This window comes from Wolbachia endosymbiont (group A) of Sympetrum striolatum, assembly GCF_947250715.1.
Taxonomy (GTDB): domain Bacteria; phylum Pseudomonadota; class Alphaproteobacteria; order Rickettsiales; family Anaplasmataceae; genus Wolbachia.
Genome location: NZ_OX366342.1, coordinates 122,964 through 146,703, shown reverse-complemented (window position 1 = coordinate 146,703; position 23,740 = coordinate 122,964). Strand labels below are relative to the sequence as shown.

At 34.6% G+C, this 23,740-nt stretch carries 18 protein-coding genes and 7 pseudogenes; 12 read left to right on the top strand and 13 right to left on the bottom strand.

The genetic code is table 11. From position 1 onward, the window contains the following. Nucleotides 1-270: 270 nt before the first annotated feature. A complete protein-coding gene (locus OOK87_RS00770; RefSeq protein WP_264687773.1) occupies nt 271-1,224 on the bottom strand; it encodes an IS110 family RNA-guided transposase in 954 nt (317 codons plus the stop codon). A gap of 349 nt (nt 1,225-1,573) precedes the next feature. Between OOK87_RS00770 and OOK87_RS00765 the strand changes: the two are divergent. The 3 pseudogenes from OOK87_RS00765 to OOK87_RS00755 all read left to right on the top strand — a co-directional run bounded on the left by OOK87_RS00765 (nt 1,574) and on the right by OOK87_RS00755 (nt 5,192). After that, a pseudogene (locus OOK87_RS00765) lies at nt 1,574-2,648 on the top strand (IS4 family transposase). 23 nt (nt 2,649-2,671) lie between these two features. After that, nucleotides 2,672-3,894: pseudogene (locus OOK87_RS00760) on the top strand (IS256 family transposase). Between the two features lie 433 nt (nt 3,895-4,327). Beyond that, nucleotides 4,328-5,192 (top strand): annotated as a pseudogene (locus OOK87_RS00755) (IS982 family transposase). On the opposite strand, the pseudogene OOK87_RS00750 reads toward OOK87_RS00755, so the two are convergent. Further along, nucleotides 5,170-5,403 (bottom strand): annotated as a pseudogene (locus tag OOK87_RS00750) (IS110 family transposase); the annotation flags it as partial. The pseudogenes OOK87_RS00755 and OOK87_RS00750 sit on opposite strands and share 23 nt — an antisense overlap. Nucleotides 5,404-5,775: 372 nt before the next feature. Here OOK87_RS00750 and OOK87_RS00745 point away from each other — a divergent pair. From OOK87_RS00745 to OOK87_RS00730, 4 genes are all read left to right on the top strand, one after another. Continuing rightward, nucleotides 5,776-7,152 (top strand): hypothetical protein, encoded by a 1,377-nt coding sequence (locus tag OOK87_RS00745; RefSeq protein WP_264687772.1) that lies wholly within the window; start codon nt 5,776-5,778, stop codon nt 7,150-7,152. A 9-nt stretch (nt 7,153-7,161) separates the two neighbouring features. Then, complete coding sequence (locus OOK87_RS00740; protein ID WP_264687771.1) at nt 7,162-7,638, top strand: hypothetical protein; 477 nt, start codon at nt 7,162-7,164, stop codon at nt 7,636-7,638. 141 nt (nt 7,639-7,779) lie between these two features. Then, nucleotides 7,780-9,387: a hypothetical protein gene (locus tag OOK87_RS00735; protein WP_264687770.1), complete on the top strand. Its 1,608-nt coding sequence runs from the start codon at nt 7,780-7,782 to the stop codon at nt 9,385-9,387. A gap of 262 nt (nt 9,388-9,649) precedes the next feature. Further along, nucleotides 9,650-10,969, top strand: coding sequence for a hypothetical protein (locus tag OOK87_RS00730; protein WP_264687769.1), 1,320 nt, complete (start codon nt 9,650-9,652; stop codon nt 10,967-10,969). A gap of 487 nt (nt 10,970-11,456) precedes the next feature. Here OOK87_RS00730 and OOK87_RS00725 read toward each other — a convergent pair. From OOK87_RS00725 to OOK87_RS00700, 7 genes and pseudogenes are all read right to left on the bottom strand, one after another. Then, nucleotides 11,457-11,591, bottom strand: a pseudogene (locus tag OOK87_RS00725) (zinc ribbon domain-containing protein); the annotation flags it as partial. A gap of 50 nt (nt 11,592-11,641) precedes the next feature. Next, a pseudogene (locus OOK87_RS00720) lies at nt 11,642-11,902 on the bottom strand (hypothetical protein); the annotation flags it as partial. Continuing rightward, nucleotides 11,878-12,063, bottom strand: a pseudogene (locus OOK87_RS07385) (ankyrin repeat domain-containing protein); the annotation flags it as partial. The pseudogenes OOK87_RS07385 and OOK87_RS00720, both read right to left, overlap by 25 nt. 28 nt (nt 12,064-12,091) lie before the next feature. After that, the gene (locus tag OOK87_RS00715; protein ID WP_007551899.1) at nt 12,092-12,223 is read right to left on the bottom strand and encodes an ankyrin repeat domain-containing protein; all 132 of its coding nucleotides are present in this window, start codon (nt 12,221-12,223) and stop codon (nt 12,092-12,094) included. Nucleotides 12,224-12,520: 297 nt separating this feature from the next. Next, on the bottom strand, nt 12,521-12,895 hold the full coding sequence (locus OOK87_RS00710; protein WP_007549999.1) for a helix-turn-helix domain-containing protein: 375 nt from the start codon (nt 12,893-12,895) through the stop codon (nt 12,521-12,523). 22 nt (nt 12,896-12,917) lie between these two features. Next, nucleotides 12,918-13,247 (bottom strand): helix-turn-helix domain-containing protein, encoded by a 330-nt coding sequence (locus tag OOK87_RS00705; protein ID WP_264687768.1) that lies wholly within the window; start codon nt 13,245-13,247, stop codon nt 12,918-12,920. 51 nt (nt 13,248-13,298) lie between these two features. Further along, a complete protein-coding gene (locus OOK87_RS00700) occupies nt 13,299-14,243 on the bottom strand; it encodes a hypothetical protein (RefSeq protein ID WP_264687767.1) in 945 nt (314 codons plus the stop codon). Between the two features lie 177 nt (nt 14,244-14,420). Here OOK87_RS00700 and OOK87_RS00695 point away from each other — a divergent pair, with 177 nt between their 5' ends. Continuing rightward, nucleotides 14,421-15,503 (top strand): hypothetical protein, encoded by a 1,083-nt coding sequence (locus OOK87_RS00695; RefSeq protein ID WP_264687766.1) that lies wholly within the window; start codon nt 14,421-14,423, stop codon nt 15,501-15,503. A gap of 180 nt (nt 15,504-15,683) precedes the next feature. On the opposite strand, the gene OOK87_RS00690 is transcribed toward OOK87_RS00695, so the two are convergent. The 4 genes from OOK87_RS00690 to OOK87_RS00675 form a co-directional block, all read right to left on the bottom strand. Next, on the bottom strand, nt 15,684-16,046 hold the full coding sequence (locus tag OOK87_RS00690) for a helix-turn-helix domain-containing protein (protein ID WP_264687765.1): 363 nt from the start codon (nt 16,044-16,046) through the stop codon (nt 15,684-15,686). 1 nt (nt 16,047) lies between these two features. Further along, the gene (locus OOK87_RS00685) at nt 16,048-16,383 is read right to left on the bottom strand and encodes a helix-turn-helix domain-containing protein (RefSeq protein ID WP_264687764.1); all 336 of its coding nucleotides are present in this window, start codon (nt 16,381-16,383) and stop codon (nt 16,048-16,050) included. 103 nt (nt 16,384-16,486) lie between these two features. After that, nucleotides 16,487-17,146 carry a JAB domain-containing protein gene (locus OOK87_RS00680; RefSeq protein WP_264687763.1) on the bottom strand — a complete coding sequence of 220 codons (660 nt, stop codon included), beginning with the start codon at nt 17,144-17,146 and terminating at the stop codon, nt 16,487-16,489. 84 nt (nt 17,147-17,230) lie between these two features. After that, nucleotides 17,231-17,353, bottom strand: coding sequence for a hypothetical protein (locus OOK87_RS00675; RefSeq protein ID WP_255317433.1), 123 nt, complete (start codon nt 17,351-17,353; stop codon nt 17,231-17,233). Nucleotides 17,354-17,478: 125 nt separating this feature from the next. Here OOK87_RS00675 and OOK87_RS00670 point away from each other — a divergent pair, with 125 nt between their 5' ends. The 4 genes from OOK87_RS00670 (at nt 17,479) to OOK87_RS00655 (ending at nt 23,478) form a co-directional block, all read left to right on the top strand. Continuing rightward, on the top strand, nt 17,479-18,318 hold the full coding sequence (locus OOK87_RS00670; protein ID WP_265016630.1) for a polysaccharide deacetylase family protein: 840 nt from the start codon (nt 17,479-17,481) through the stop codon (nt 18,316-18,318). Then, on the top strand, nt 18,273-19,829 hold the full coding sequence (locus OOK87_RS00665; RefSeq protein ID WP_264687761.1) for a penicillin-binding transpeptidase domain-containing protein: 1,557 nt from the start codon (nt 18,273-18,275) through the stop codon (nt 19,827-19,829). Before OOK87_RS00670 ends, OOK87_RS00665 begins: the two co-directional genes overlap by 46 nt. Nucleotides 19,830-19,955: 126 nt before the next feature. After that, a complete protein-coding gene (locus OOK87_RS00660) occupies nt 19,956-21,032 on the top strand; it encodes a hypothetical protein (RefSeq protein ID WP_264687760.1) in 1,077 nt (358 codons plus the stop codon). A 1,072-nt stretch (nt 21,033-22,104) separates the two neighbouring features. Then, entirely contained in the window at nt 22,105-23,478 is a 1,374-nt protein-coding gene (locus OOK87_RS00655) for an ankyrin repeat domain-containing protein (RefSeq protein ID WP_264687758.1), read from the top strand. Nucleotides 23,479-23,740 lie beyond the last annotated feature (262 nt).

Genomic DNA, 23,740 nt, shown 5'->3' with positions numbered 1-23,740 from the left:
TAGTCATTAAGTACTTTAAACCATAAGCTCAAGTTAGAGAGAATGGCACAAATGTTATTAAACAATAAAAGTTATAGTTGTATCAACTATGTTTTTTAAAAAATTTTTTATTGTGTAATTTTGCAACTTGATCCAATCATGTAGGTAATAAAAATCCATTCGTCATAGGAATAGAATTTTATGTTAAACAGCTATTGCCTGCTTAAGCCAATGAATATGTGAATAAGTACTTTAAGTTTGTGTGGACGTACTTATTCACAATATTCATTGTCAGTTGCTACTGTGTGAAGCAATTGCTGCTTTAAGTCTTGCATTAGCAATTACTATAATTTTACGCATAAGAGCTGTTATAGCCACCATCTTCTTCTTACCACTTTCAACAAGCTTAGAATAAAAGGCACCAAGTACAGATTTTGACTTTGTAACAGCTATGGCTGATGTGAAGAGCTTTGAACGAACATTACTTCTACCGCCCATAATCCTTCGGTAACCAACAGCTTTACCACTTTCCTTAGGATGAGGTGCTACTCCGGCAAGACTTGCTACTTCTTTTCTACTTAAGTAGCCAAGCTCTGGCATTAAACACAAAAAGTCTTGTGATAACTTTTTGCCTATTCCAGGAACTGTTTTAAGGATTTTTTGACGTTGTTGTAGCTCATGGCTTTCATCAATAATTTTTTGTATAGTGTCATTGAGTTCGTTTATTTGATTATTGAAAAATTCAATGGTCTTCTGGCAACTTTCCTTTATATGGTCATTTTCAGGAGCTTCCAGTCTACACTTTTCCTGAGTTCTCATTTGCGTAATGTCATCACGACGTTGACACAGTGCAGCTAGAGTTGATTGTTCTTTTGAAGTAGGTACAAATAGAGAGAGAGTTTTATGGCGTTCACATCCGTATTGAGCAAGAGCCATCGCATCTGATTTATCAGACTTTGCTAAAGTTCCGTGAGACAAGATAAAACTTTTTACTTTTCGAGTATTTGCTTGATGTACTGCAATATTCTTGCCAACAAGAAAATGTGATAAACCAAGCTCATATTTGCCTGTATTTTCTAAAGTTACCAAAGAATTAGGTAAGATATCTGAAAACTTTTTAAACAACAGTTGCCAACCATCAGCATTATTGTCGAACTTGATAATGTTATTTTGGTTGTAAACTGCAGCAACATTTTTAAATTTTCCGATGTCAATGCCAATAAAATTTTGATAAGATGTAACCATAATAAACCTCGATAGTTTTAGTTAATTTAAGATTGTAAACGGGCGTATATATATTTCCCAAACAACTATTCAAACGTATCGAGAAATAGGGCTAGTGTACCTTGATACAAACGGTTGTAATACCAATTGGTTTTCGGTCGCACACGCCCGTGATAACTCTATTCCTATAGTGAGTAGAGTTATCTTCCCTCTTACTTCATTTATATCATGTTTTTAACTTACAATCTGGTTAGGGAATGTGAGAGCGTTCAAAGAAGCATACGCGTCAAGTTAAGGAAATAAAGGTATGAAGAAGATAGGATAACAAGGTATAAGTTCTCTCGGATATATTTTAGTGAGAGAACTAATGATGAATAAAATAACTTGCTTATCAAATTACCTCAACAAATTTTTCAATGAAATGGCAAATGAGGTATCAATTGAAACAGGATTTGTAAAAAGGAAGAGAAAATTGAGTGGTTCATCATTCATAAAAGCTATAATTTTGGGTAATATAGGAGTTGCAAACTGCAGCATAGATACAATGTGCCAATTATTAAATGAAGAATCTGTGATAATAACGAAACAGGGTTTAGATTTCAGGTTTACTAGTAGAATTTATGAAAAGGATGTACAATGAATCTATGGCTTTATTTAAAAATACCCTGCAAATTGATTTTAGAATCTTGCAGCAATTTAAAAGCGTCGAGTTATTGGATAGTAGCTCTGCCTAACAGTATGGAAAATCTATATAAAGGGTATGGTACTAGTTACAAAGGTTATGAGAGTAACACTAAGTCTGGAATAAAGTTACAATTAGTTTTTGATTACTTAAATCAGACATTGGATCAACTTAACATAAAGGAGGGAGTAAGGTCAGATCAAGGTTATAGGGAGCATTTGATCGATATATCAAGTAACGATTTGCTAATATCTGACCTTGGTTATTTTGTCCCAAGTTCTTTTAAACAGATCTATGAAACGGGAGCTTATTTTATAAGTCGTTATAAATCTGATACGAATATATATGATATAGAGACAGGTCAAAAAATAGATTTACTAGAACATTCTACAGAGTAAGGTGGCAAATTGAATTATTGTTCAAATTATATAAGAGTAATATAAGGCTTGATAAGCTGAGAGGAAAGCCATACAGAGTATTATGTGAATTATATGCTAAATTATGTGCAATTCTTATATTTCATGGAATAGTGGGTTGTACAGAACTGAAAAAATATACGGAGCTTAGCTTAACAAAGGCATTTATTGAGCTTAAAAGGCGAATTAGAGAGTTATTTTTAGCACTAAAGAATAGAGTTAATAGTTTGAAAATTTTTCTTAAAAAGCTTACCATAACTTGGTCACGATTTTCATTAAAAGACGAGTACAGAAAAACTGGGAATGTTCAAAAAAGTGTGTCAAACCGAAAAAAAGTAATAAATTGATATAAAAAAATGGAGGTTTGACAATGAGTCAAAAAGTAGTAAACAGAACTAACGGATTGGTAGATTATAAAGAGTTGGAAACAAATATCCTGTCGTCTATACGAGAAGGAAAACCGTTGACAGGAAAGGAGGGAGCATTAACACCATTTATAAAAAAGCTGCTGGAGGCGAGTCTAGAAGGTGAAATAGAAAACCATTTATTAGCTGAAAGTGAAGAAAATAATCGCAGAAATGGGAGGAATGGAAAGACTTTACGTACAAGTGCAGGTTCATTTGAGCTGTTAATGCCAAGAGATAGAGAAGGAAGTTTTGAGCCGCAAATAATCAAAAAAAGGCAAACAAGCTTACATCCAGAGCTTGAAACGAAGATTTTGAGCACATTTGCCAGTGGTATGAGCTATAGAGATATAGCGTCACACGTTGAGGAAATTTATGATCACAAAATATCGGCAGCAGAGATATCAAGTATTACCTACAAATTACTGCCAGTAATCAATGAATGGCGTAGTCGTCCACTGCAATCAGTATACCCGATAGTATTTATGGATGGGATGTTCTTTAAGTTCAAGGAGGATGGACATTGCGTAAGTAAATGTATGTACAATATATTGGGCATAGATCAAAATGGCAGAAAAGAAGTACTAGGTTTTTATTTGGCTGAAAGTGAAGTTCTGGTTAGGAGTGCTAAATGACCTCAAAGAAAGAGGAGTAGAAGATATTCTGATTGCCTGTGTTAAAAAGCTTTCCTGCAGCCATCAACAGTGTATTTCCCAGTGCAGAAGTGCAGCTATGTATAGTACACCAAATAAGAAATTCTCTGAAATATGTATCCAGTAAAGATGTGAAAGTTTTCATGAATGATCTGAAAAAAATATATCGTGCTTCAAGTAAAGAAATTGCTGAGAATTATCTGCTTGAGCTGGAAGAAAAATGGGGAGAAAAGTATCCTTTAGTTATAAAATCCTGGCAGAACAATTGGGAAAACTTATTCAGTTATTTTAAGTATTCTGGGCCAGTTAGGAAGCTGATTTACACCACTAATCCAATTGAGGGGTTGCATAGACAAATCAGGAAATTTACTAAAACTAAGGGTTCATTTACTAGTACAAATGCCTTGTACAAACAGGTATATTGTGCTATAAAAAAGGTAGAGCAAAAGTGGATTATGGCTCTCCCTAATTGGGCTTTAACTATGTCTCAACTTGATATTTTCTTTCCAGATAGATTGAAAATTGAGTTGAACTAAAAATGCGGCTTGACACACTTTTTTGAACATTCCCGAAAAACTAGAGTATCTACCTTAACTTCCCTAAATTTGCTCATTTTCCCTTAACTTGACGCGTATGGTTAAATAAACTGTGTCAAACCTCCATTTTTTGTTTCTATTTTATTTTTACTTCTCGGTTTGACACACTTTTTTGAACATTCCCCCGAATCCTATGATATTATTTTTTGCAACATTGTTATATACTTCATAAGAAAGCTTCTAACAAACTCCCTCTATTAGTTCATGTTTTTTTATTAAAGTATAACCAAGTTCACTGGCCTTTTTGTTTAAATTCTTCAATACTCTCTCCTTATAACCTCAGTTATGGATTAGAAAAAAGATAAAAGTAGAATTAATAAAGAGGGAAATAGGGTAAACTCGAATATTTTAGCAATAAATTAAGAGGTTACCCATGAAGAAAGATATTACAGAACTTTACTGCTGCGTCGAGGATTTTTGTCGTGCAGTAGATGAAAATTTTGCAAATAAGTTCTTATCAAATGGCAAGAAACCAACAAGAGTACCAGAAATAGCGCACTCAGAAATTCTAACCATAATCTTGTTATATCACCAATCGCCATGTAAAAACTTCAAGGCTTTTTATCTTTGTTATCTTCAACTACTCTATAGATCAGAGTTTTTAAAGATGCCTTCATATCACAGATTTATTGCCTTAAAGCCGAGAGTTTTACGGTATTTAGTATTACTTCTTCAATGGTTCTGCGAACAAGCGAAAATGACAGGTACTTTTTATATCGACACTTCTACAATTGCCGTTTGTCACAAGAAAAGGATCTCTAGGAACAAAGTTTTGATGGTTTAGCAGAAATTGGTAAGAGCACGTATGGTTGGTTTTTTGGCTTTAAATTGCACTTGGTGATTAATGAAATTGGAGAAAACTTACTCTAACCAAAGGCAACGTTGATGACAGAAAGCCTGTGCCAACTATAACTAAAAGACTGACTGGACTTTTGTTTGGAGATAAAGGCTATATAAAGAAAGAGCTCTTTGAGAAACTCTTCGATAGAGGCCTGAAGCTAGTCACTAAAGTAAAAAAAGGTATGAAAAACGCACTAATTTCACTTAAAGAGAAGATTTTACTAAGGAAAAGATCGATTATTGAGACAGTCTTTGGTTGTTTGAAAAATAAATTTGAGCTTGAACATACACGCCACAGATCGCCAATAAATTTTTTGGTACATATTTTTTCAACATTCATTTCATATTCCATGCAGTCGAAAAAGCCTTCTATTTCTAAGCCTTACTGTGTTGGTTAATCCATAACTGGGGTTTATACAGTTTCTCATAGTAGTCAATCCCTCTCTCAACATACTCTTGTCCATACTTTAACATACTGTAGAAGATACACGCTAATTTCCTTGCCGTAGCAGTAATCGCTTTTGGTGCTCCTAGCCGTTTCTTTAATCTTCTACAATATGCACCTATTACGCTGTTGCTTCTTGATACACAGTGGGCTACCATGTGATACATACGAACTTTTATTTATAATAATTTTACTATACGGTAAAACTAGCCATATTAGCCCATTTGATCCATATCTACATACGAACTGTTTTACCTAAGCTTATTAAAATAATTTAAATCTTCTATTTTTATAACCTTATTTTTACGCTGCTTGTTCTCACAAATATACGATCTTTTTTCTTTTTAAACAAAGTAAACATTTAAAATTTTTATGACGCTGAGAAATTAAGGTATTGTCTGTAAATTCCAATAGAATTTTTGTATCCGTTCAATATAGAAAATGTTTTTCATGAAGTTTTTTATCCCTAGTAATTTTAGGTTGCTATTTAATTCTAACTTTTACATAATGCCATAAGTATTTTTTTAGGAGATCAAATGCCAAGAAAAACAGAACGTCATGCTACAGTACTTAATAAGTTACAAAGTGTTATTGAACATACAGATTCTAAAATTGCTGCTGAAAGGCATTTAGCGATTGAAAGATGGGTGAAAACCTACATTGAACAAATAGAGTATTTAGAAGATAGTGAGTGGCAATTCTTATACAACATATTTCGCGATGAAAGTTGCTGGTCGGATACAAAATTAAATAATCACATCCTAGGACAGAAGCTAACTGAGAAAAAAATAGATGAAATAGAGAATCCATTTTGTAGGTATAACATGGCTTGTAGGTATTGTGTGGTAGATAAAATTTATCCGCTCTTTCAAGAGCAATTTGATTCTTACAAAGGTAGAGTCTCTCCCGGTGCAGTAGACATGGATGGTAATCCTGTAGATGACAAATATATAAGAAGTGATTTGCTTGAGTCTATGGGAAGTTATGATCCTGTATTTAGCTTTTGGATTAATAGAGAATCTGGAACATTAAAGGAATATAATAACGTAGATGGCTTCCGAGAAGCTGTAGATCTTAAATGGAGCGAGGGGGTAGAATATTTCTATAACCTTTTAAGCCGGCAAGAAAGAGAGGAGGAAGCTATTAGTGCAGTTACTACCTTGTCCACTATTCAATGTAACTACAATCGTGCTACCGTTTTAGATTTTTGCCTGTATAAAATGGATGATCCAGCAAAACATGAGCTATTGCTTAAGTTGTTAGAAAAAAATCAAGGAGTATATTCACTTCTTAATGGTTTGATACGTTGGAGTTTTCTTGGTACAGTTCGAGATATGGTGAAGCGCTGGTGCTATGAAGAAGTTTCAGTACCTGCAGACAAAATACTTTCACATCATGATTATGCACTCCTTCTTTCCTCACTTTCAAATGTAATGCTAGAAAGTCCTGAGTCAGGTGTTCAAGCTAGATCAATTACTATGGATATTTGGAGGTGCAATCGCTTTAATGAGAATAAAAAGGCTGCTGTTTTTTCAAATGGTAGAGTCCCTATCAAACGCATGCTTGCTGGATTAATTGTAGATTGGGAGCGCGGTTGTGCTTTAGGTGAAGGTGATACTGGAAAAAAAGACGAGCTGTTAGAGATTTTACAGTTTGCAAAAGAGTATTGTACACAGGAGGATTTTGTGAATTTTAAAAATTATTTAATTAGCAACCTAAAAATGGTTGGTAGACCTGGTATGAAGAGTGGTGTTGATTATGGCAAGCTGGCAGAGGAGTTGTTTTCTGAGCTAGATAAGTTACCTATTCCTCATAGAGGTGGCGGTGACTTTGGTGGCTCTGGTGACTCTGGTGACCCGCAGTCTATGTTAGGATCTCCTGGCGTTAGCGGTTTATCTGGTTGTAGTAAATAGAGGTGTTTTATGCATAACAATGGTGAAAATATTGGACTGATTAGAAGTTTGTTAAACGGAAATTGCCAAGAGTTTGTAGAAAGGTTTGAATCTTTCTTGGATCAGTGTCCATCTTTTTTGCACTCGGTGGGTAAGGATCGCTTTTTTCCTGCATTCTTTTTTGGTATGTTTGCTACTGCGTTTGATTCTGATGTTGCAGATAATGAAAAAATTTATTTTCGTTTTGACAACAATCCGAATGAACCTAGAAAAGGAAACTTAAAGGTTGCTGTATTAACTAATGACAGAGATAGAAGAGGCTACGGAATTGTAAGATGTTTTACTATTGCCGATAGACAAAATAGTTTTGGTTCAAGATTTAGTCAGCAAGAGAAATTGTGGATAGAGAATAATTTACAACAGCAGAATGTTGCATCACGGGCTGGGCGGTTTGCATGGGAAGAGTATAAAACATTTGCATGGGCAGAAAATCTGGGAGAAGACTAAGAAGAGGAAGCAATAAAATGTGTAAAAATTCGTGAGAGAAACACATTTACTGGAAATTCAGCATCTCTATGTAATGGCTTTGAAGAGATCACCAGGAACTTTGGTATACAACAAGGTTTTCTGTCAGGTTTATTAGGAGACTTGGCAAGTAATAATGCAGATGATGTTGTTGATACTATTGATGATGTTTTGCAGTACATAATTAATCTCTACAATAGGTATAATCAGCAACTGAACTTCAATAGCAAGGAGTCGGACTATCATGGTTTTTTGTCAGGGTTTTTGATGAATTTTAGGTATCGTCATACAGCTGGTATTTACCTTGAGTTATTTGTGGGGGGTGGATATACAGATATTACTTTTCTTGTACGTGGTGTACAACGATTGATGGATTCTGTTCCTATTATAATTGAACTCAAGGCAGGACAAGCAAGGGATAGATATGCTGATCGAGCATTGGCGCAAGCTGAAAATTACGTTACAAGATGTCCCGTTTCTTCCATATCCATACACACCTCGTCGGAGGATGCTGTTTGTGTAGGATTAAATTTTGATTTAGATAACAATGAACGTTTACAGCTTAGTACTCAAAGCTTTTTGGAAAGAGAATCTTCTTTATTGAAAAGGCTATTTAATGGACCAATAGCCGAAATTGAAGAGAGCGTTAGAGATTATTTACTATACCCAGCGTTTGGTGTACCTGCTGTACCAGGCATTAGAAATAGGGATGGTGTTAGTGCTAGGGATAGGAGAATATTTCTCTATACAACCGGCTTTACCTTTGGGAATGCTACATTTGCAAAGAAAAGAATTATGTTAACAAGAGGAATTTGGGTAGATGTAACCAAACACTTATTCCATTATCACAATGACGATAAAATGCTAGACCTGCAAGGAGGGGTTACACAAATAAATGTTGGAAATCGTGCCTTGACCATGATTTTACATGCATTATTAGGAAGAGAGGAAAGGGTTATTATACTTAATATACGTCATGTACTAGCAACTCACCAATTTCCAGAACGAGGCCTAGATCTATCACGTTGGCCAAACGCTAGAGTGTATGAGGTAGTATGTGGATTGGACCCAACAAGAAGAGCCGAGGATGATCTTGGTTTAACTGTTGGTGTAACACCATTTGACTCACCTGCCCTCTATTTACAAAGTAAAGTAGGTGGATCTTTTCTAGGTGAATTTTCACAGATAGGTGGTGTCAGTAACGTGCACAGCACTGCAGATATAATGATGAATACTGGTTGGCAAGTACAAAATCGTCATGCACAAATATTTCAAGCAATTTCTAATGTGCTATTTCCGTTAAGGTGGATAGTAAATAGGGATAACGCTAGAGAGGCTGGATTTCATTCCATACTGCATGGGTTATTTTACGCCTGTGATAATCCAGCTAGGGTAATTATTGAATTTCAACTGGGAGGAGGAGAGAGATTAGATCTGGTATTATTACGGTCTCCAGATAGTAGAGATGGTGTTCACCCGATAGGAATAGAGTTAAAGTTTTCTGGTACTGGTGAATTACAGAGTAAAAAGCGGGAAGCAAATAACCAACTAGATGATTATATGCATTGTAGAGGTTATAAGCGTATTACCGATGGAGACACAGTAGTTTTATCGTACGCTATATGGAATGATCGTGCGCAGAGGCCAGATACTCTTATATCAGTTAAGGATGTTCTTCGTATAAAGGACAACTTAGGACATAGTTCTGCAGATGATCTTCCTGGCAGATGAGGGTTATTGAGAATTTACATATCAAATTAGGTGTACAATAGATTATACTGGCCAAATTTATATGGCAGTTTCCACTAAATTCCCGAGTTTGTCTGGAAACGATCTTGTTGAATAGCAAAGATAACAGGCTCAGGGTTACATGAAGTTACAGTAAGAGAATACAACTCTCTAAAAAATATGAAAGTTAGAAAAATTATACTTGCATTGGCTTTTATTCATGCTAATTATTGTACATAATGTATTCGTAGATTGAGGAGGGAGTATGGTGTTAGAGTATATTTTAAAGAATGAGCAGGTTTGTGCAAATGGTAGGTTAGCTACTGAAGAACAGCATAAGGAGCGTTTTGGTCAGCACACTCTTGAAGAAAGCACATCATCGTTAAGTCAAGAACAAACTGATGACTGGAATGAGTCCATTGTTGAAGATAAAAATACTGTTGTTGAAAGTTATTTTATTCCAGAAAATTCAATTTTAATGAATTTAGCAAATCTGTTAACTGAGAGCGAAAAAGTTTCAATTGATGAATTTCATGACAAGATGGAAAGTATAATGAAAGGGTTTCATGAAAATAGATACGAAAATTCTGCAAAGGTAACTCTAGAAAAGATGGAACGTTTAATAGATGAATATTTGAAAAGAAAAATAAAGCTAAATTTACGCTGTGATCAATATGAATGCACTGTGTCAAATTTTGTATTCAAAAAAATAATTGATATTGCTAATGCCAGTAGTGTTATGCGTATAACGCCTACTACTAGATCACGGTATAAAAATGATAGAGAAGAGGCAATAGATGAGTGGGAAGAAGCTTTAGAACCTTTATTCAATATTGTCAATAAGCTACTATCAGCAGGTGCAAAAATAGAGTCTGATTTTTACAATGATAGAATGATAGATGAAATTATGTGGGGAAGTGATGAGCCTATTTTTACAGAGTGTAAAAAAATTAAGGACAAACTGAAAAGTATCGCATATGAAGGTTTAATAAATAAGAATGAACAAGTTCAAGATGATGATCTGCAAGTAGAAGTAGATAATAATCTTGTTCTTTTTAGGTTGCCACAAAACAGTATTGTTGAAGTTGGAAAGGTTATGAATAGTAAGGTGAATGAAAACTTTAGTATAGAAAGTAGCATCCTGCAGATTGGAGAGAGTATAGTAAGAGTTGAAAATGTAGGAGGAAAAAGAAATTATACAGATGTCTTAGGAGGTGGTATTGAAATGTCCTTTACCACTGAAGTAGGCGAGGTTAGTATTCATCTATCTCCTAGTGATAAAGATAGTAATATAATAAAAGTAAAGCTTGATGGAGAGAACCAGGAGAAGTTTAACAAATTAAAAGATAAATCAAGTCTAGGAGAAAGCTGCTTTTTTTTTTTAGGAGGAAAAAGTGTTCTACAAGCTGTAAATGATAAAGGTTTTGAAAGAAATGGTGGAATACTTATAGAGTCAGCTGAAACTATTAAACAATCAAATTTTGTAGTGAAAGAATCAGGTGTCCCATCTACTCTTATGAGGCCAATCGATAGTTTAGACCAGCTGCAAAAGATGGGAGCTTCGAAAGAAATAGTAGTGTGTTAATGAAGTCAACTAAAATTAGTAAACAAAAGAAAGGTCTTAGAGGGGTAAAAAAATTGATATATCTTCAAAGTAAGATTTTTTGAGGTATAAACCATACTCTCAAGGTGAGAAGAAATAGTAGGGGGATAAGTGTTGACTTAATAATTTAGAGATTCTTCTAAAGAAATTATTTTTCTCTCTTGATGCTTATTCTTTTATAGGTATAGCCTTTTGTGTTTGATTGAATTGACTTTTGTGATATCTACAGAATTTCTTTTATCAGACCCAACACATGATTCAGCGGGAGAAGAGCGGTCAGGGACATTTAGCTCTTACGCAATAACTTTGGGAGTTCTGGAATCGTTTCATACATATGTTTAAGATTATCACTATTTTTATTACATAATTAAGTGTCAGTTCCTGTAACATTAGTTTACCTCCTATTCTTTGTTTTAAAGTATTGGTTTTCTGGCACATAGTCTTTTCCATTGCCTATTGCTTTTGTAAATTAAGATTCTAAGCCGTAAAACTTCTCTAATTGCTCACTCCACAGCATCGGTATTTCTCTCAAATCAACTAATTTCAAATTTCTTGGCTGCCTCCCATTTACTATATCTTCTTTAATCTTTGGTGCTAAATAATTTCACCTTTTCTTTCCCTATTAAGAACTTCACAAACTCAAGATTTTCATGGTTATAACTGACAGCATGGTGCACAGCCATCTTCTCGACGTACATAATTAACATTAGCCCCTTTATCAAGTTGAGCTTCTACTCCACTGCGGTCTTTTCTCTTGACAGCATCAAGAAGTAATTCATTTCTTAGTAAATTTTCAACTTCTTCATGTCCTCCATCATTTGCAAGTTCCAATGGTGATCTATTATTGGAATTTTTAATATCAATTCTTGCTCCTTTTTCTATGAGAAATTCTACAGATGGTAAATGTCCTTCCTTGGCAGCATAGTAGACTGATCTGTAGTTTTAGAATTAATAAATGATTCTTGTTGTTGCTTTTCTATTAGAAGCTTTACAATCCCTAGATATCCTTTATTGGTAGCATAATGCAAAGGAGTCCAATTGTTTTTACCTTTTGTACCAACTTCTACTCCCTTATTAAGAGAAAATCTTTACAATATCGATATTTCAAAAATCAGCTGCAATATGAATAGGCTTGTTTTCGTCATTAGTTTTAGCGTTAAAACTTACACCTTTATTATTTACTAAAAATTTTGTTACTTCTAAGCTATCAAACTTAGCTGGATGGTGCACAGCCATCTTGACCAAAAAATCATCCCCTTATCGCGTTCTTATCATTATGCCTTATACCCTGTATTACACCTTCAGATATAGTCATTTCTAACCTCCAACATCCTTGCTAATAAACCCTCACTAAAACTGCCGAAAAGACTTTATAAGTTAATATTCTAAATCTCAATATTTTATGGTGCAGGTTTTTATTTTTAAAACATTATACTTTGTGTAGGGTATAACTACACGCATCAAAGTGAAAGAAAAGCAAAATGATGAAGAAAATGAAAGTTTAAGTTTTCTTCAACGACTCAAGGAGAGAATTTATGCTTTAAAGCCTGTATTAGCAAGAGCCTTAATCACTAAATGAACAATGTCACGCAGAGTTTCGTCCTCAATTTTTCTATATTCCCTCACTAGCCTTGATATTTCTTCGCTGCCTACATCGCTATGGAAGGCCTTATCATGTAAGTCTTCAGAGGCTTTGGTAAAAAAATACGACATATCAACCGATAGTACTTCTGCTAATTTATATAACCTATCAACTACAAGCCTAATCTCTCCGCTTTCATATCCTTGTACATGCTGAAATGAAATTTCAAGCTTTTTTCCTAAGTCTCTTTGACTAAAACCACACATTAGCCTTCTTTTCCTTATTCTTTCCCCTATTTGTTTATCGATAGGATGTTGTATAGTCATTTTACGTATCAGGTAATATTAACTATGTATTATCACTTTGAGAAAAAGATTTTACCAATATATAAACTGCACTACGTAACCTTTTGCTCTTAATTTCGTTATATCCTTTGACTAACTTTAGTATTTTTTCATCATAAGCTTCATGTGAGTCAGTGTGCATATCAGTAAAAAAGTTAGCAACATCTATCGATAGTGCTTTTGCTAAATCATATAATCTACTGGCCAAAACACAATTTGAACCATTTTCGTACTTTTGTATCTGTCTATACGAAACACCTATTCTCTTTCCCAATTCGGTCTGTGTCAAAGCACGATCTAACCTAAGTTGTTTTATTTTTTTACCTAATTGCACTTTTCACCTCTTATTCAAATTTACAACAAATTTTATGAAGTGGAAAAAAAGCTAGCAAAGTAATTGCTTTAATAATTTCTGCCTCTCGCTAATTAAATCGTTTGGTCTTATGTATTTTTTCTCAATCTCCCTCATCTCTTTTTCTCGTTCTACAATGCTATTTCGTATTACTTCAGCCGAGTATCTGCTTTTGCCACATGCAAACTTTGATCTTAATCTTCTAACCTTATATTCGAGCTCAGCAAATCTTTCATGCTGCTCAAGAAGCTCTATCATGTGTTTGATTTCAGAATTTAGCTTTTTTTCCTCAACATCTCTCACAATAAAAGAAAGCAGAAGCTTATCTATTTGGTAATCAATATTTGGTTGAGTAGCAAATAGATTGATCATAGCTTTTACATCAGTAGGATTTGCAACTAATAAGCTAAAATTACTACATAAAAAACTATAGAATTTTATTGTCTTCTCAAGATAATTTTTCATATCTTGTGATAATTGCAATTCTTTGTGAATTCCTGACAGCAATATTTTCAATTCTTCCAAGTATTCTACATCAAAATCACCTACTTCTGTAGGTAAAAGGATCATTAGCAGCTTTTTTACAAGCTCAACATCATTTGATTTTACTGCATTATAAAGAGCTTTATCCTTATCTTCTTTTAAATCATAAAGCTCTGACGAGTTATCTATGCTGAATAGATATTCAGTATTTCCTTGAGGAGAGTAGATTAAAATGTCCACTTCTCTTAGCGGGTGGTCATCATTAAACTTTTCTAGTAACTGCTTATCGGTGGTTTCCTCTATTGCTACAGCAGCTTTACTGATCTTTTTCAGTTCAGAAACATTATCTCTTGAATTTTCAAGTATGTCTTTAGCCTTGTCTAGCAGCTGCTCATATAGAATTATTTTTTCTTCATTATCAAGTAGCTGACAATGCTTCTTCAACTTTTCAGTGGAGTAAGACAAGAGATCCATTTCTTTCAGTTTTACAATCACAATACCCAACTTTGATTGAAATTGAAATAATTTTTACAAGATGTGTTTTTCTAGTGTAAATGCCCGTAAAACTTGTTATTATAACATACAGTAAATCAATAAGTCGTATAATATTAACAATTAAATAATATTTATCACGTTATGATCGAATAGTAATGAAATTAAGTGAGGGTTACAATGAAAAAAATAAATGGTAAAAGACTGTCTAGCAAAACGTTAAAAGCGATAAAGCTGATAGCAAAAGAAGGATTATTACCTAGTTTTATAAAAGCTGCTCCAATAGCAAATAAAAAGATTAGTAAATTACCTGTCTTAACATATCCTGAGGAGCTCAATCCATTTCGATCAGCTTTATGCAGGACAAGACTAAGTGAATATGAAAATATGAAACTAAATGAATTCCTGGAAAAAGCTATTGCAGCTAAAAATATAAACGAGTTAAGTAAAGTTATCGATGAAGCTTTGGACTTAGGAATAAGAATAAATGCTGCCAATGAAGATGGCTTTGGCTTCGCTAACGTTACAATGTTTAAGATGTATCGTGATGAATTCAAAGGGAATAAACAAGAGGATATAATCAGGAAGTTAGCATTAAATGGAGCAGATTTTAATGTACAAGTTGATAAGAAAATAACTGAAATTCATCAAAAGGTGCAAAAAGAAATTGAGCCACAAATATATAGTAGGCTCACAAAACTCAGGGAAGTTGGAGAGAACGCTACTATAGAAGGAATTGTTGAAAATGTAGAAATCGATAATAAGACCTTCTATATGGAATTTTCACATAGCTGCATAGTTGATGTTGCCAAAGTTGTAGAAGGTGCAAAAAATTTGGGCTTAAGTACAGGAGACTTAAACCTTGGTGGCAATATTATAAAAATAGGTGATGGTGAAGTTGAAGTCAAAACTGGGAAAGGCGGTGAAAGAGACTACGTGGATATATCGGATAACAGTGCTTTTGCAGTCACATTTTATACTAGCCTAGGAGAGCTAAATTTAATGGTATATCATGACACAGCAGACTATCATCAAGTACAAATTGAGGTAGAAGATGAAGAAATGTGGAATGAGTTGCAAGAAATAGGAGAAATCGTAGGAAAGGGTTGTTTATTTGGTGGAATGTCTGTTAAAGAAGCAGTAGAAAAAGGCAGTTTTACTAGATGTGGAAGGTGGGGCGACCAAAATTCTAAAAGTAGTGAGACCTTTTCTTGGGTGAATAAATTAAAAGACAACAAAACGACATCCGTAGGACGTTCTTGATTGGAGACAAGTGGCTATGTTTCACATAGCTACTTGTATATCAGAAATAAATGGTTAACTATTACAAAGTAAAGTGGTTTTTAAAACTTAATCCAATTTACCATAAATAATTTACTTTAATTAGTATTGCTTGTAGAAGTGTTTTATATTATAAAAAATACCTGAACTTTAAAATTTGTACTATTTGTTAGCAAGAGCCTTTATCACTGAATGCACAATATCACGCAATGTTTCATCTTTAATTTTTCTATATTCTCTTACTAATCTTGATATTTCTTCGCTGCCCACATCGCTACGGAAGGCCTTATCATGCAAGTCTTCAGAGGCTTTGGTAAAAAAATATGACATATCAACAGACAAAGCTTCTGCCAAATTATACAATCTATCAACTACAAGCCTTACCTCTCCAGTTTCATATCCTTGTATATGCTGAAATGAAATTCCAAGCTTTTTTCCTAAGTCCCTTTGGCTAAAACCACATACTAGCCTTCTTTTCCTTATTCTTTCACCTATTTGCTTATCGATAGGATGTTGTATGGTCATTTTACGTATCAGATAATATACTTTGAGAAAAAGATTTTACCAATATATAAACTACACTACGTAACCTTTTGCTCTTAATTTCATTGTATCCTTTGACTAATTTTAATATCTCCTCATCATAAGCTTCATGTGAGTCGTCATGCACATCAGTAAAAAAATCATCCACATTAATCGATAGAGCTTTTGCTAAGTCGTATAGTCTACTAGCCAAAATGTGGTTTGAACCATTTTCGTACCTTTGTATCTGCCTATATGAAACACCTATTCTTTTTCCTAACTCAGTTTGTGTTAAACCACAGTATAACCTAAGTTCCTTTATTTTTTTGCCTAATTCCACTTTTTATTACTAATTTTAGCTGTTCAAGCTTATATTGAATTTTTTAATTTATGAAGTGGAAAAAAAGAAGGAAAGCTAGAGAACTTTCCTTCCAGTCTACAGATTACAATAAACCACTGTCATAAAAACTAAAATGGCTCTTCTGTGTTACGATTATATGATCTATTAATTTCATTCCTACATTTTCACAGGTTGCAGCTAATGTAAGTGTGTTATCTTCATCCTCTTTAGATGGCTCTATATCTCCACTTGGATGATTATGTGAAATTGCAACAGATGATGCGTCAATCAGTAATCCCTGTTTTATTATTTCCCTGACATACAGAGGTACTCTGTCTATAGTTCCACAGTCTTGAATATACTCATATATTAAATGACCACTTCGATCTAAGTATACCACTCGTAAGCTTTCCTTTCTTGACTGTCCTATTGCTGCTTTAAAGTATTTTAGTAGCTCTTCTCTATTATCAAGAATCGACAGCTTTTTTAACTTACCTTTCAATATCCTATCGAAAATCTCTTTCAGGCAAAAGATATTTGCTATTGCTCCATCGTTCATTCCTGTAACATTTTTTAGCTCGTGAAGATCAGCATTAATTACCCTTCCTAAACTACTAAAGAGCTCCATTAGCTTTTTGGCAACTTCTCTTCCTTCTGTGTATGCAGATAGATTACGTTCCAGTAGCTCATGGTCAAGCAAAGACCTACCTCTGCTTGATAGAATACGAGTTTCTAATTTCTCTTTTCTCTCACTATTATTCATAAAAACCTCCAAGATCAACATTATATACAAATTCAACGCCAGCTTTCTGACGCAGGAGTTCTCGAGGAATAACCCTCTTGAACTCTAAATTTGCAATGTTGTCCTTGTTGCTTTAAAAGCTGGAATACCATTTGCCATATGAATTTGTGCATTGACATTTACTGTGCTAATTCCCTGAAGCGCAACGGTATTTATATTTGCAATCATAATATATTATATAAAATTGTTAATATAATATATTAAAGAAGTGATGAAGTAAAGGCTACAGCAATTAAAGATGGCTTAACTTAGCAAAAAAGTGCATAGTATCCTATCACTTTGCTGATTAGAAAATGTTTATAAGGATAATAACTTTTCTTTTGCTATACTCAAGCGCGGTTTTCTGTGGTGATTGTAATTTTAATTTACCATACTGTGGGCTCAGTTGTAATCTGGATCTATCATATAGAAATTTAAGTAATATAAAAAAATTGTTGAATAACGACGATAAGTTTGTTGCGCTTACGTTTGATGATGGGCCTTCCAACAATAGAGTAAACGATATTATTAATGTTCTGGAAAGCTATGAAGCAAAAGCAACGTTTTTTGTGCTTGGTGAACGTATAAATAAAAAAACATATGAGATAGTAAAGAAAATCCATGAAGCAGGTCATGAGTTAGGCAATCACTCTTGGTCGCATAGGAAGTTGACATCACTTTCAAGTGAGGAACAATTGCAAGAATTGGAAAAGACAAATACAGCAATTAAAAATGCAATAAAACAAGATGTAAAATGGTTTCGCCCGCCATATGGATGTCATGACGATAATCTGATTGAAAATACTGATCAATTAAATATGTATTCAATATTATGGACAGTTGATTCGCTAGATTGGCAAGGTGATAAACCAGAAGCTTTAGTTGAAAGAGTTTTAAGTAATGTACATAATGGAGCAGTTATACTGTTTCATGATCACAATAACAGATCAAACACAATTGAAGCTTTACCTCATATTATTAAAATACTAAAAAAATCGGGTTACAAGTTTGTTACCTTAAGTGAGTGGGAGGAAAGGGTTTGTAATACGGTAAAAGCCAGAAGTGTAACAATAAAAGAGGGGGAAAAAGTGCGTTTTGAAGGAATGTTATGTGGACAAAAAACAAAGTCTTTAACCGCAGAGCATTCATATTAGGTGGTATTCAGCTTACCATTTCCGCTATTTTTAGCTATAGGTTATATAATTTACAAATACGAAACAGACAAAAGTACGAAGCACTATCTAATAGTAATAGAATAAGAGTCGCTACTATTATGCCTCAGCGGGGCAAAATTTTAGATAGGAATAGCACTGAACTTGCGGTAAACAAAATTTCGTATGTTGTTCTGTTTGATGGGCAAAAAACTTCTGGTGAGGAGGTCGATTTGCAAACATTATCAGAAGTCGAGTCTAAAATAGCAAGATCGTCAGAAACAAAAGTAACTGCTCTTTATAAACGTTATTACCCGTTTGGTTCAATATGTTCTCATGTAATTGGATATACAAAAAGACAGCAAGGCATAAACGAAGTAGGAATCAGCGGTATTGAATATACATATGATCATATATTGAAAGGCAAGTCAGGAAAATCTGAGCAGGAAATAAATTCTAAAAAACGCGTCATAAAAGAATTATCAAGCATACCACAACAAGACGGACAAGATATACAGCTAACAATTGATATTAATCTGCAAGAGAAAATCGCAAAGGTATTTAAAGATCACCAAGGCTCCGCAGTGGTAATTGATGTAAGTAACGGAGAAATTTTAGCACTATATAATTCACCTTCTTACGATAATAATCTTTTTGCTAGCAGACTATCAAATGAGACTTGGGAAAGCTTGAATACTCCTTCATTACCACTTGTGAATCGTGCATTGTCGTATCAAATTCCACCTGGTTCAATATTTAAAGTAATAGTTGCGCTTGCGGGTTTAAAAGACGGGATAATAATACCAGAAGAGAAATTCTCGTGTAAGGGCTATATGAAAATAGGTGAGCGGAAATTTCGTTGCCTGAAAAGCAAAGTCCATGGGTATGTATCTTTAAATGAGGCAATGGCATTATCATGCAACACTTACTTTTATAACATAGGAAAAAAAATAAGTGTAGACTCTCTGGTGGAAATGGCCAGAAAATTTGGTATTGGCGGTGGGTCGCTGATTGGAACGTTTAAGGAAGAAGCTCCGGGATTGTTGCCCGATAGAGATTGGCGCGCACGAAAACTATATTCGCAGTGGTATTTAGGTGACACTATCAACTTAGTTATAGGACAAGGGTATTTGCTTACAACACCACTGCAGCTTGCAGTTCTTGCAGCGAGGATTGCAACAGGAAAAGAGGTAATTCCCCACATTGAAATGAGTAATACAGTGCAAAATTTCCCTGACATTGATGTAGATTATGAGCATTTTAGCATAATTCGAAAAGCTATGTTTGACGTGGTGAATTCTAACTATAGAAAAGGGCTAAGCAGCATACAAATTGCCGGCAAAACCGGTACACCAGAGATAAACTCTAAGGGTGAAAGTCATAAGTTATTTATCGCTTATGGTCCTTACCATAACCCGCGCTACGCAATCTCTGTGTTTATAGAACACGGCAAAGCCCCGCGCCAAGATGTTGCTATGGCTAATGAGATATTTCAATACATGCTTGAAAAGTAACTATAAATATTATGGCTATTACTTGTCGTGTATTATCTTAATATAAACATTAATTTAGTCATAAACTATTGACGAATGATGATAATCTAGCTATTATTAAATTATCATTAACAAGTGAAGTAAAAAATGCGTACATCAAATCTTGGTCCTTTAATTGCTGTTTTATCATTATCTGCATTTAGTTTCACAGCTGGTCAATATCTTCCTTATGTTATTACAGCAATTTCTGGTTCTGGTGCCATTGCAGCAGTTCCTTTAGCAATTTTTGCTGTTTCTACGGTTGTTGCATTAGCTTCAGTGATATATCTTATTAAACGGGCCATTTCTATAGCTGGTAATGAGAAAAAAATAGATCTGAGTGGAAAAGAATTTGATCAGTCTGACCAACAACATAGTGAATTTCCAGAACCAACAAAAAAATCTGTGTGTGAAAATGGTACTGATCTGAAGAATAAGTCAAGTACGCCTACTCTTTCACAACATCAGCTAACACTTGGTGTAGCAATTCCTCCATTAACTGGTACTCCACCACCACCACCACCTCCTCCTATGCAAACTCCTGAGCAATTGAATCAAGCAAGTGGTGCACCAGCTCCCAAGCTTACGATGCAAACCAAGGATGATGATATGTTCGCAGGGATAAAGAATGTAAAACTAAAGGAAACTGGTGGTCCTAGTATGCCTAAAGCTAATAATGATTTGCTTAAGGCAATAAAAAAAGGAACAAAACTCACGAACAAGAAAGAGTCTGACAAGAGGGAGAAAGAGAGGTTAAATAAACTGGAAGATGTGCAACCAAAAAATCTTATAGATGTTTTGTCCAAAAAGCTTCAGTCTCGATTTAAAGCAAATTATTCGAGTGATAGTGATGACGAAGATGACGATCAAAATCGTACACTTAATAGTGAATGGGAAGATGAACATCAAACACATCCAAACCACCAATCAGACGATGAAAAAGGAACAAGCACTCCCGAGAGTGGTTATAGATCTGATGATGTGGATCAACAATATCCTAAAATTGCAGCTTTGCCAAGCCACCAACCAAATACAGAAAAGCCACCAATACCTCCTAAGCCTGCTAATTTACAAACAGGACCTCAAGCTCCTCCTGCAACAACAGTGACTGAGGTGAATAGTGAGGTGAAAGATCCATCTACTCTTCCTTTTAAGGATCGCAAGGCACAGTTTGAGGGCAAATGAATTTCTTCCATTTGCCCTCTTCATAAGTAGCTATACAACAAAGCCCACTGGGATCCAGAAAAAAGGATGGTGTCATCCAAGTAGCTGACACTGGTTCCTTTATGACGGCAGTGCCCAGACACTGGTTCACTCTATAATAGTATCATTCCAGTGCCCCTTTCTCCTGTCATCCGAGTAGCTCCTTTCTTGTCATTCCAGTGCTCCTTTTTTTGTCATTCCAGTGCGTGACACTGGAATCCAGCCTTTTCATAATCATCAAAACGTTGTATTTTAACATAAAACGGCTACTTTTATACTCACCAACTTAGCTAGATCCCAGTGCCCTCTTCTTGTCATTCCAGTGCGTGACACTGGAATCCAGCCTTTTCATAATCATCAAAACGTTGTATTTTAACATAAAACGGCTACTTTTCACTCACTAACTTAGCTAGATCCCAGTGCCCTCTTCTTGTCATTCCAGTGCGTGACACTGGAATCCAGCCTTTTCATAATCATCAAAACGTTGTATTTTAACATAAAACGGCTACTTTTATACTCACCAACTTAGCTAGATCCCAATTTCTGGGCACTGGGATGACAAAAAAAGGAGCACTGGAATGACACCTCTCTTGGGCTCTTTTAGCTACAAATATTTAAGAAATTTACCAAATGAAAAAAAAGGCAAAAGAAGCCCCGAGTAGCGAGTTTTGACTCTATATTACTGTAAGTGGCGCTGTAATAATGTGCTGACGCTTAGTTTAAGCGCGGTTTGGCTGAATGTAGAAAAAATTTAAAAGACATGCAGCCGCTATAATTTTATGTAATCCGCCAAAAAATACCCTAAGTTTTTTACTGAATTTTGTCATTGAGCCTGCAGGTCAAAAACAAGTTTTGATTCATAAATACCCTTATTGTCATAATAAGGGGGCTGGAGGAGTTTGTCAAGTGGTTTTTTTGTTTCATCCAACGCGCTGCCAAAAGTTTGTTATGCAAGAATGCATAGTATCCTAGCCATTTCTCACAGATTCATTTAAACTTAATCAAGTAGGAGTATTATTAACGCGAAAAGGGTTCAATTAGAGACTTAAGTGATATGGCGCGTGAGGAAGATATAAACCAATTAGTAGAAAATGGATTTGATATTAACTCAAAAGATGCAAGTGGAATCACTCTCTTGCATAAGTTCACAAAAGAAGGCGATTTAGTTGGAGTAAAATCATTGCTAGAGCACGAAGCTGATTTTAATGTCGTAGACAACGAAAATAGAAACCCACTGCATTACGCCATTATGCATGGACACAAGAAAATTGCTAAACTTTTTGTTAATCAACTGACAATCAATTCCAAGGATAAAAATGGATTCACTCCACTGCACCTTGCTGCACTACAAGATGACACGGAATTAATAGATTTTTTGATAACAAAAGGCGCAAAAATTAATGAAAAAGACGCCAAAGAGGGCTATACTCCTCTTCATATAGCTTCACTATACGGTTCTAAAAAAAGCGTCCAAATTTTAATTGATAGCGGAGCAAATCTCGAATGTGAAGATAACAATTTTCGCACTCCTTTGTTTTTAACTATCTATCAATGCACTGCACATTATGACAGCAGAGCAGAAATTATAGAATATCTGATAAAGAAAGGTGCAAATATAGAAGCCAAAGATGCAGAAAATAACACTACGCTTTTCCTAGCAGCGTATAACAACAAAATGCAAATAGTTAAACTTATTGCAAAAAGACAGCAAGCAAGTAACGATGAAATTAAACTTAAAGAGCTTTTTTGCACAAAAAACAACCATGGTTTTGATGCATTAGATTGCGCTATTGAGCATAATAATAGAAAAATGGTAACATTTCTTGTATCAAAAGGAATAGATGCAAATGATCAAGATTTTAATGGCAACGCCAGGCTGCATAAAGCTAGCCATAATGGTAACACTAAAACAGTTAAGCTCTTATTGAAGCTTAAGGTAAACATTAATGCTGTTACTAAATGTAACAGAACTCCCTTGCTACTGGCAGTTAAAAAAGGCCATACAAAAATTGTGAAAATGTTATTGGAAGTTAGAGCCAATATGAACATTTGTGAGCAACAAGGTTTTGCACCTCTACATCTTGCTGTTCAAAAGGATTATTTTGATATAGCTCAGCTGTTAACAGAAAAAGGTGCAGACCTTAACATTAAGTGTAATAACGGTCATACCGCAATAGATATATTCATTAGCAAGGCTCATAGCAAAAAAAACATCGAAGAAAATTACAAAAAATTTTGTAGATTTTTGATGCTTTACCTGAAAGAGCTACATAGTAAACACAAAGCCTGTTGTATACTTTCAACCCTAGCTCTAAGCTTAACAATTATAGGCTTACCATTTATTTTTAAGCCTATTATTAAATATAGAGAAAGAAGTAAAATATATAAAAAAACTAAGGCTATGCTGGAAAACTTACTCTACATTTAAGTACAAGAGGGGCGTACAAAAAAACATATATAGCTATACCGCCACGGCGCTAACGAGTAGCGGAATGACGAGTTACTATACCGCCGCGAACCGTCATACCGTCACGGTATCTCTAGATCCCGCTAACACGTAGCGGGATGACGGTTTTTCAAATCGTCGGTAAATCTAAGTCAGTTTAGCTATAGCCAGTGTAGGTCAAGCTAATATATGACAATTATCTGCTCGATGAAAACGAAATTAAATACATTTTTAATATTTTTAT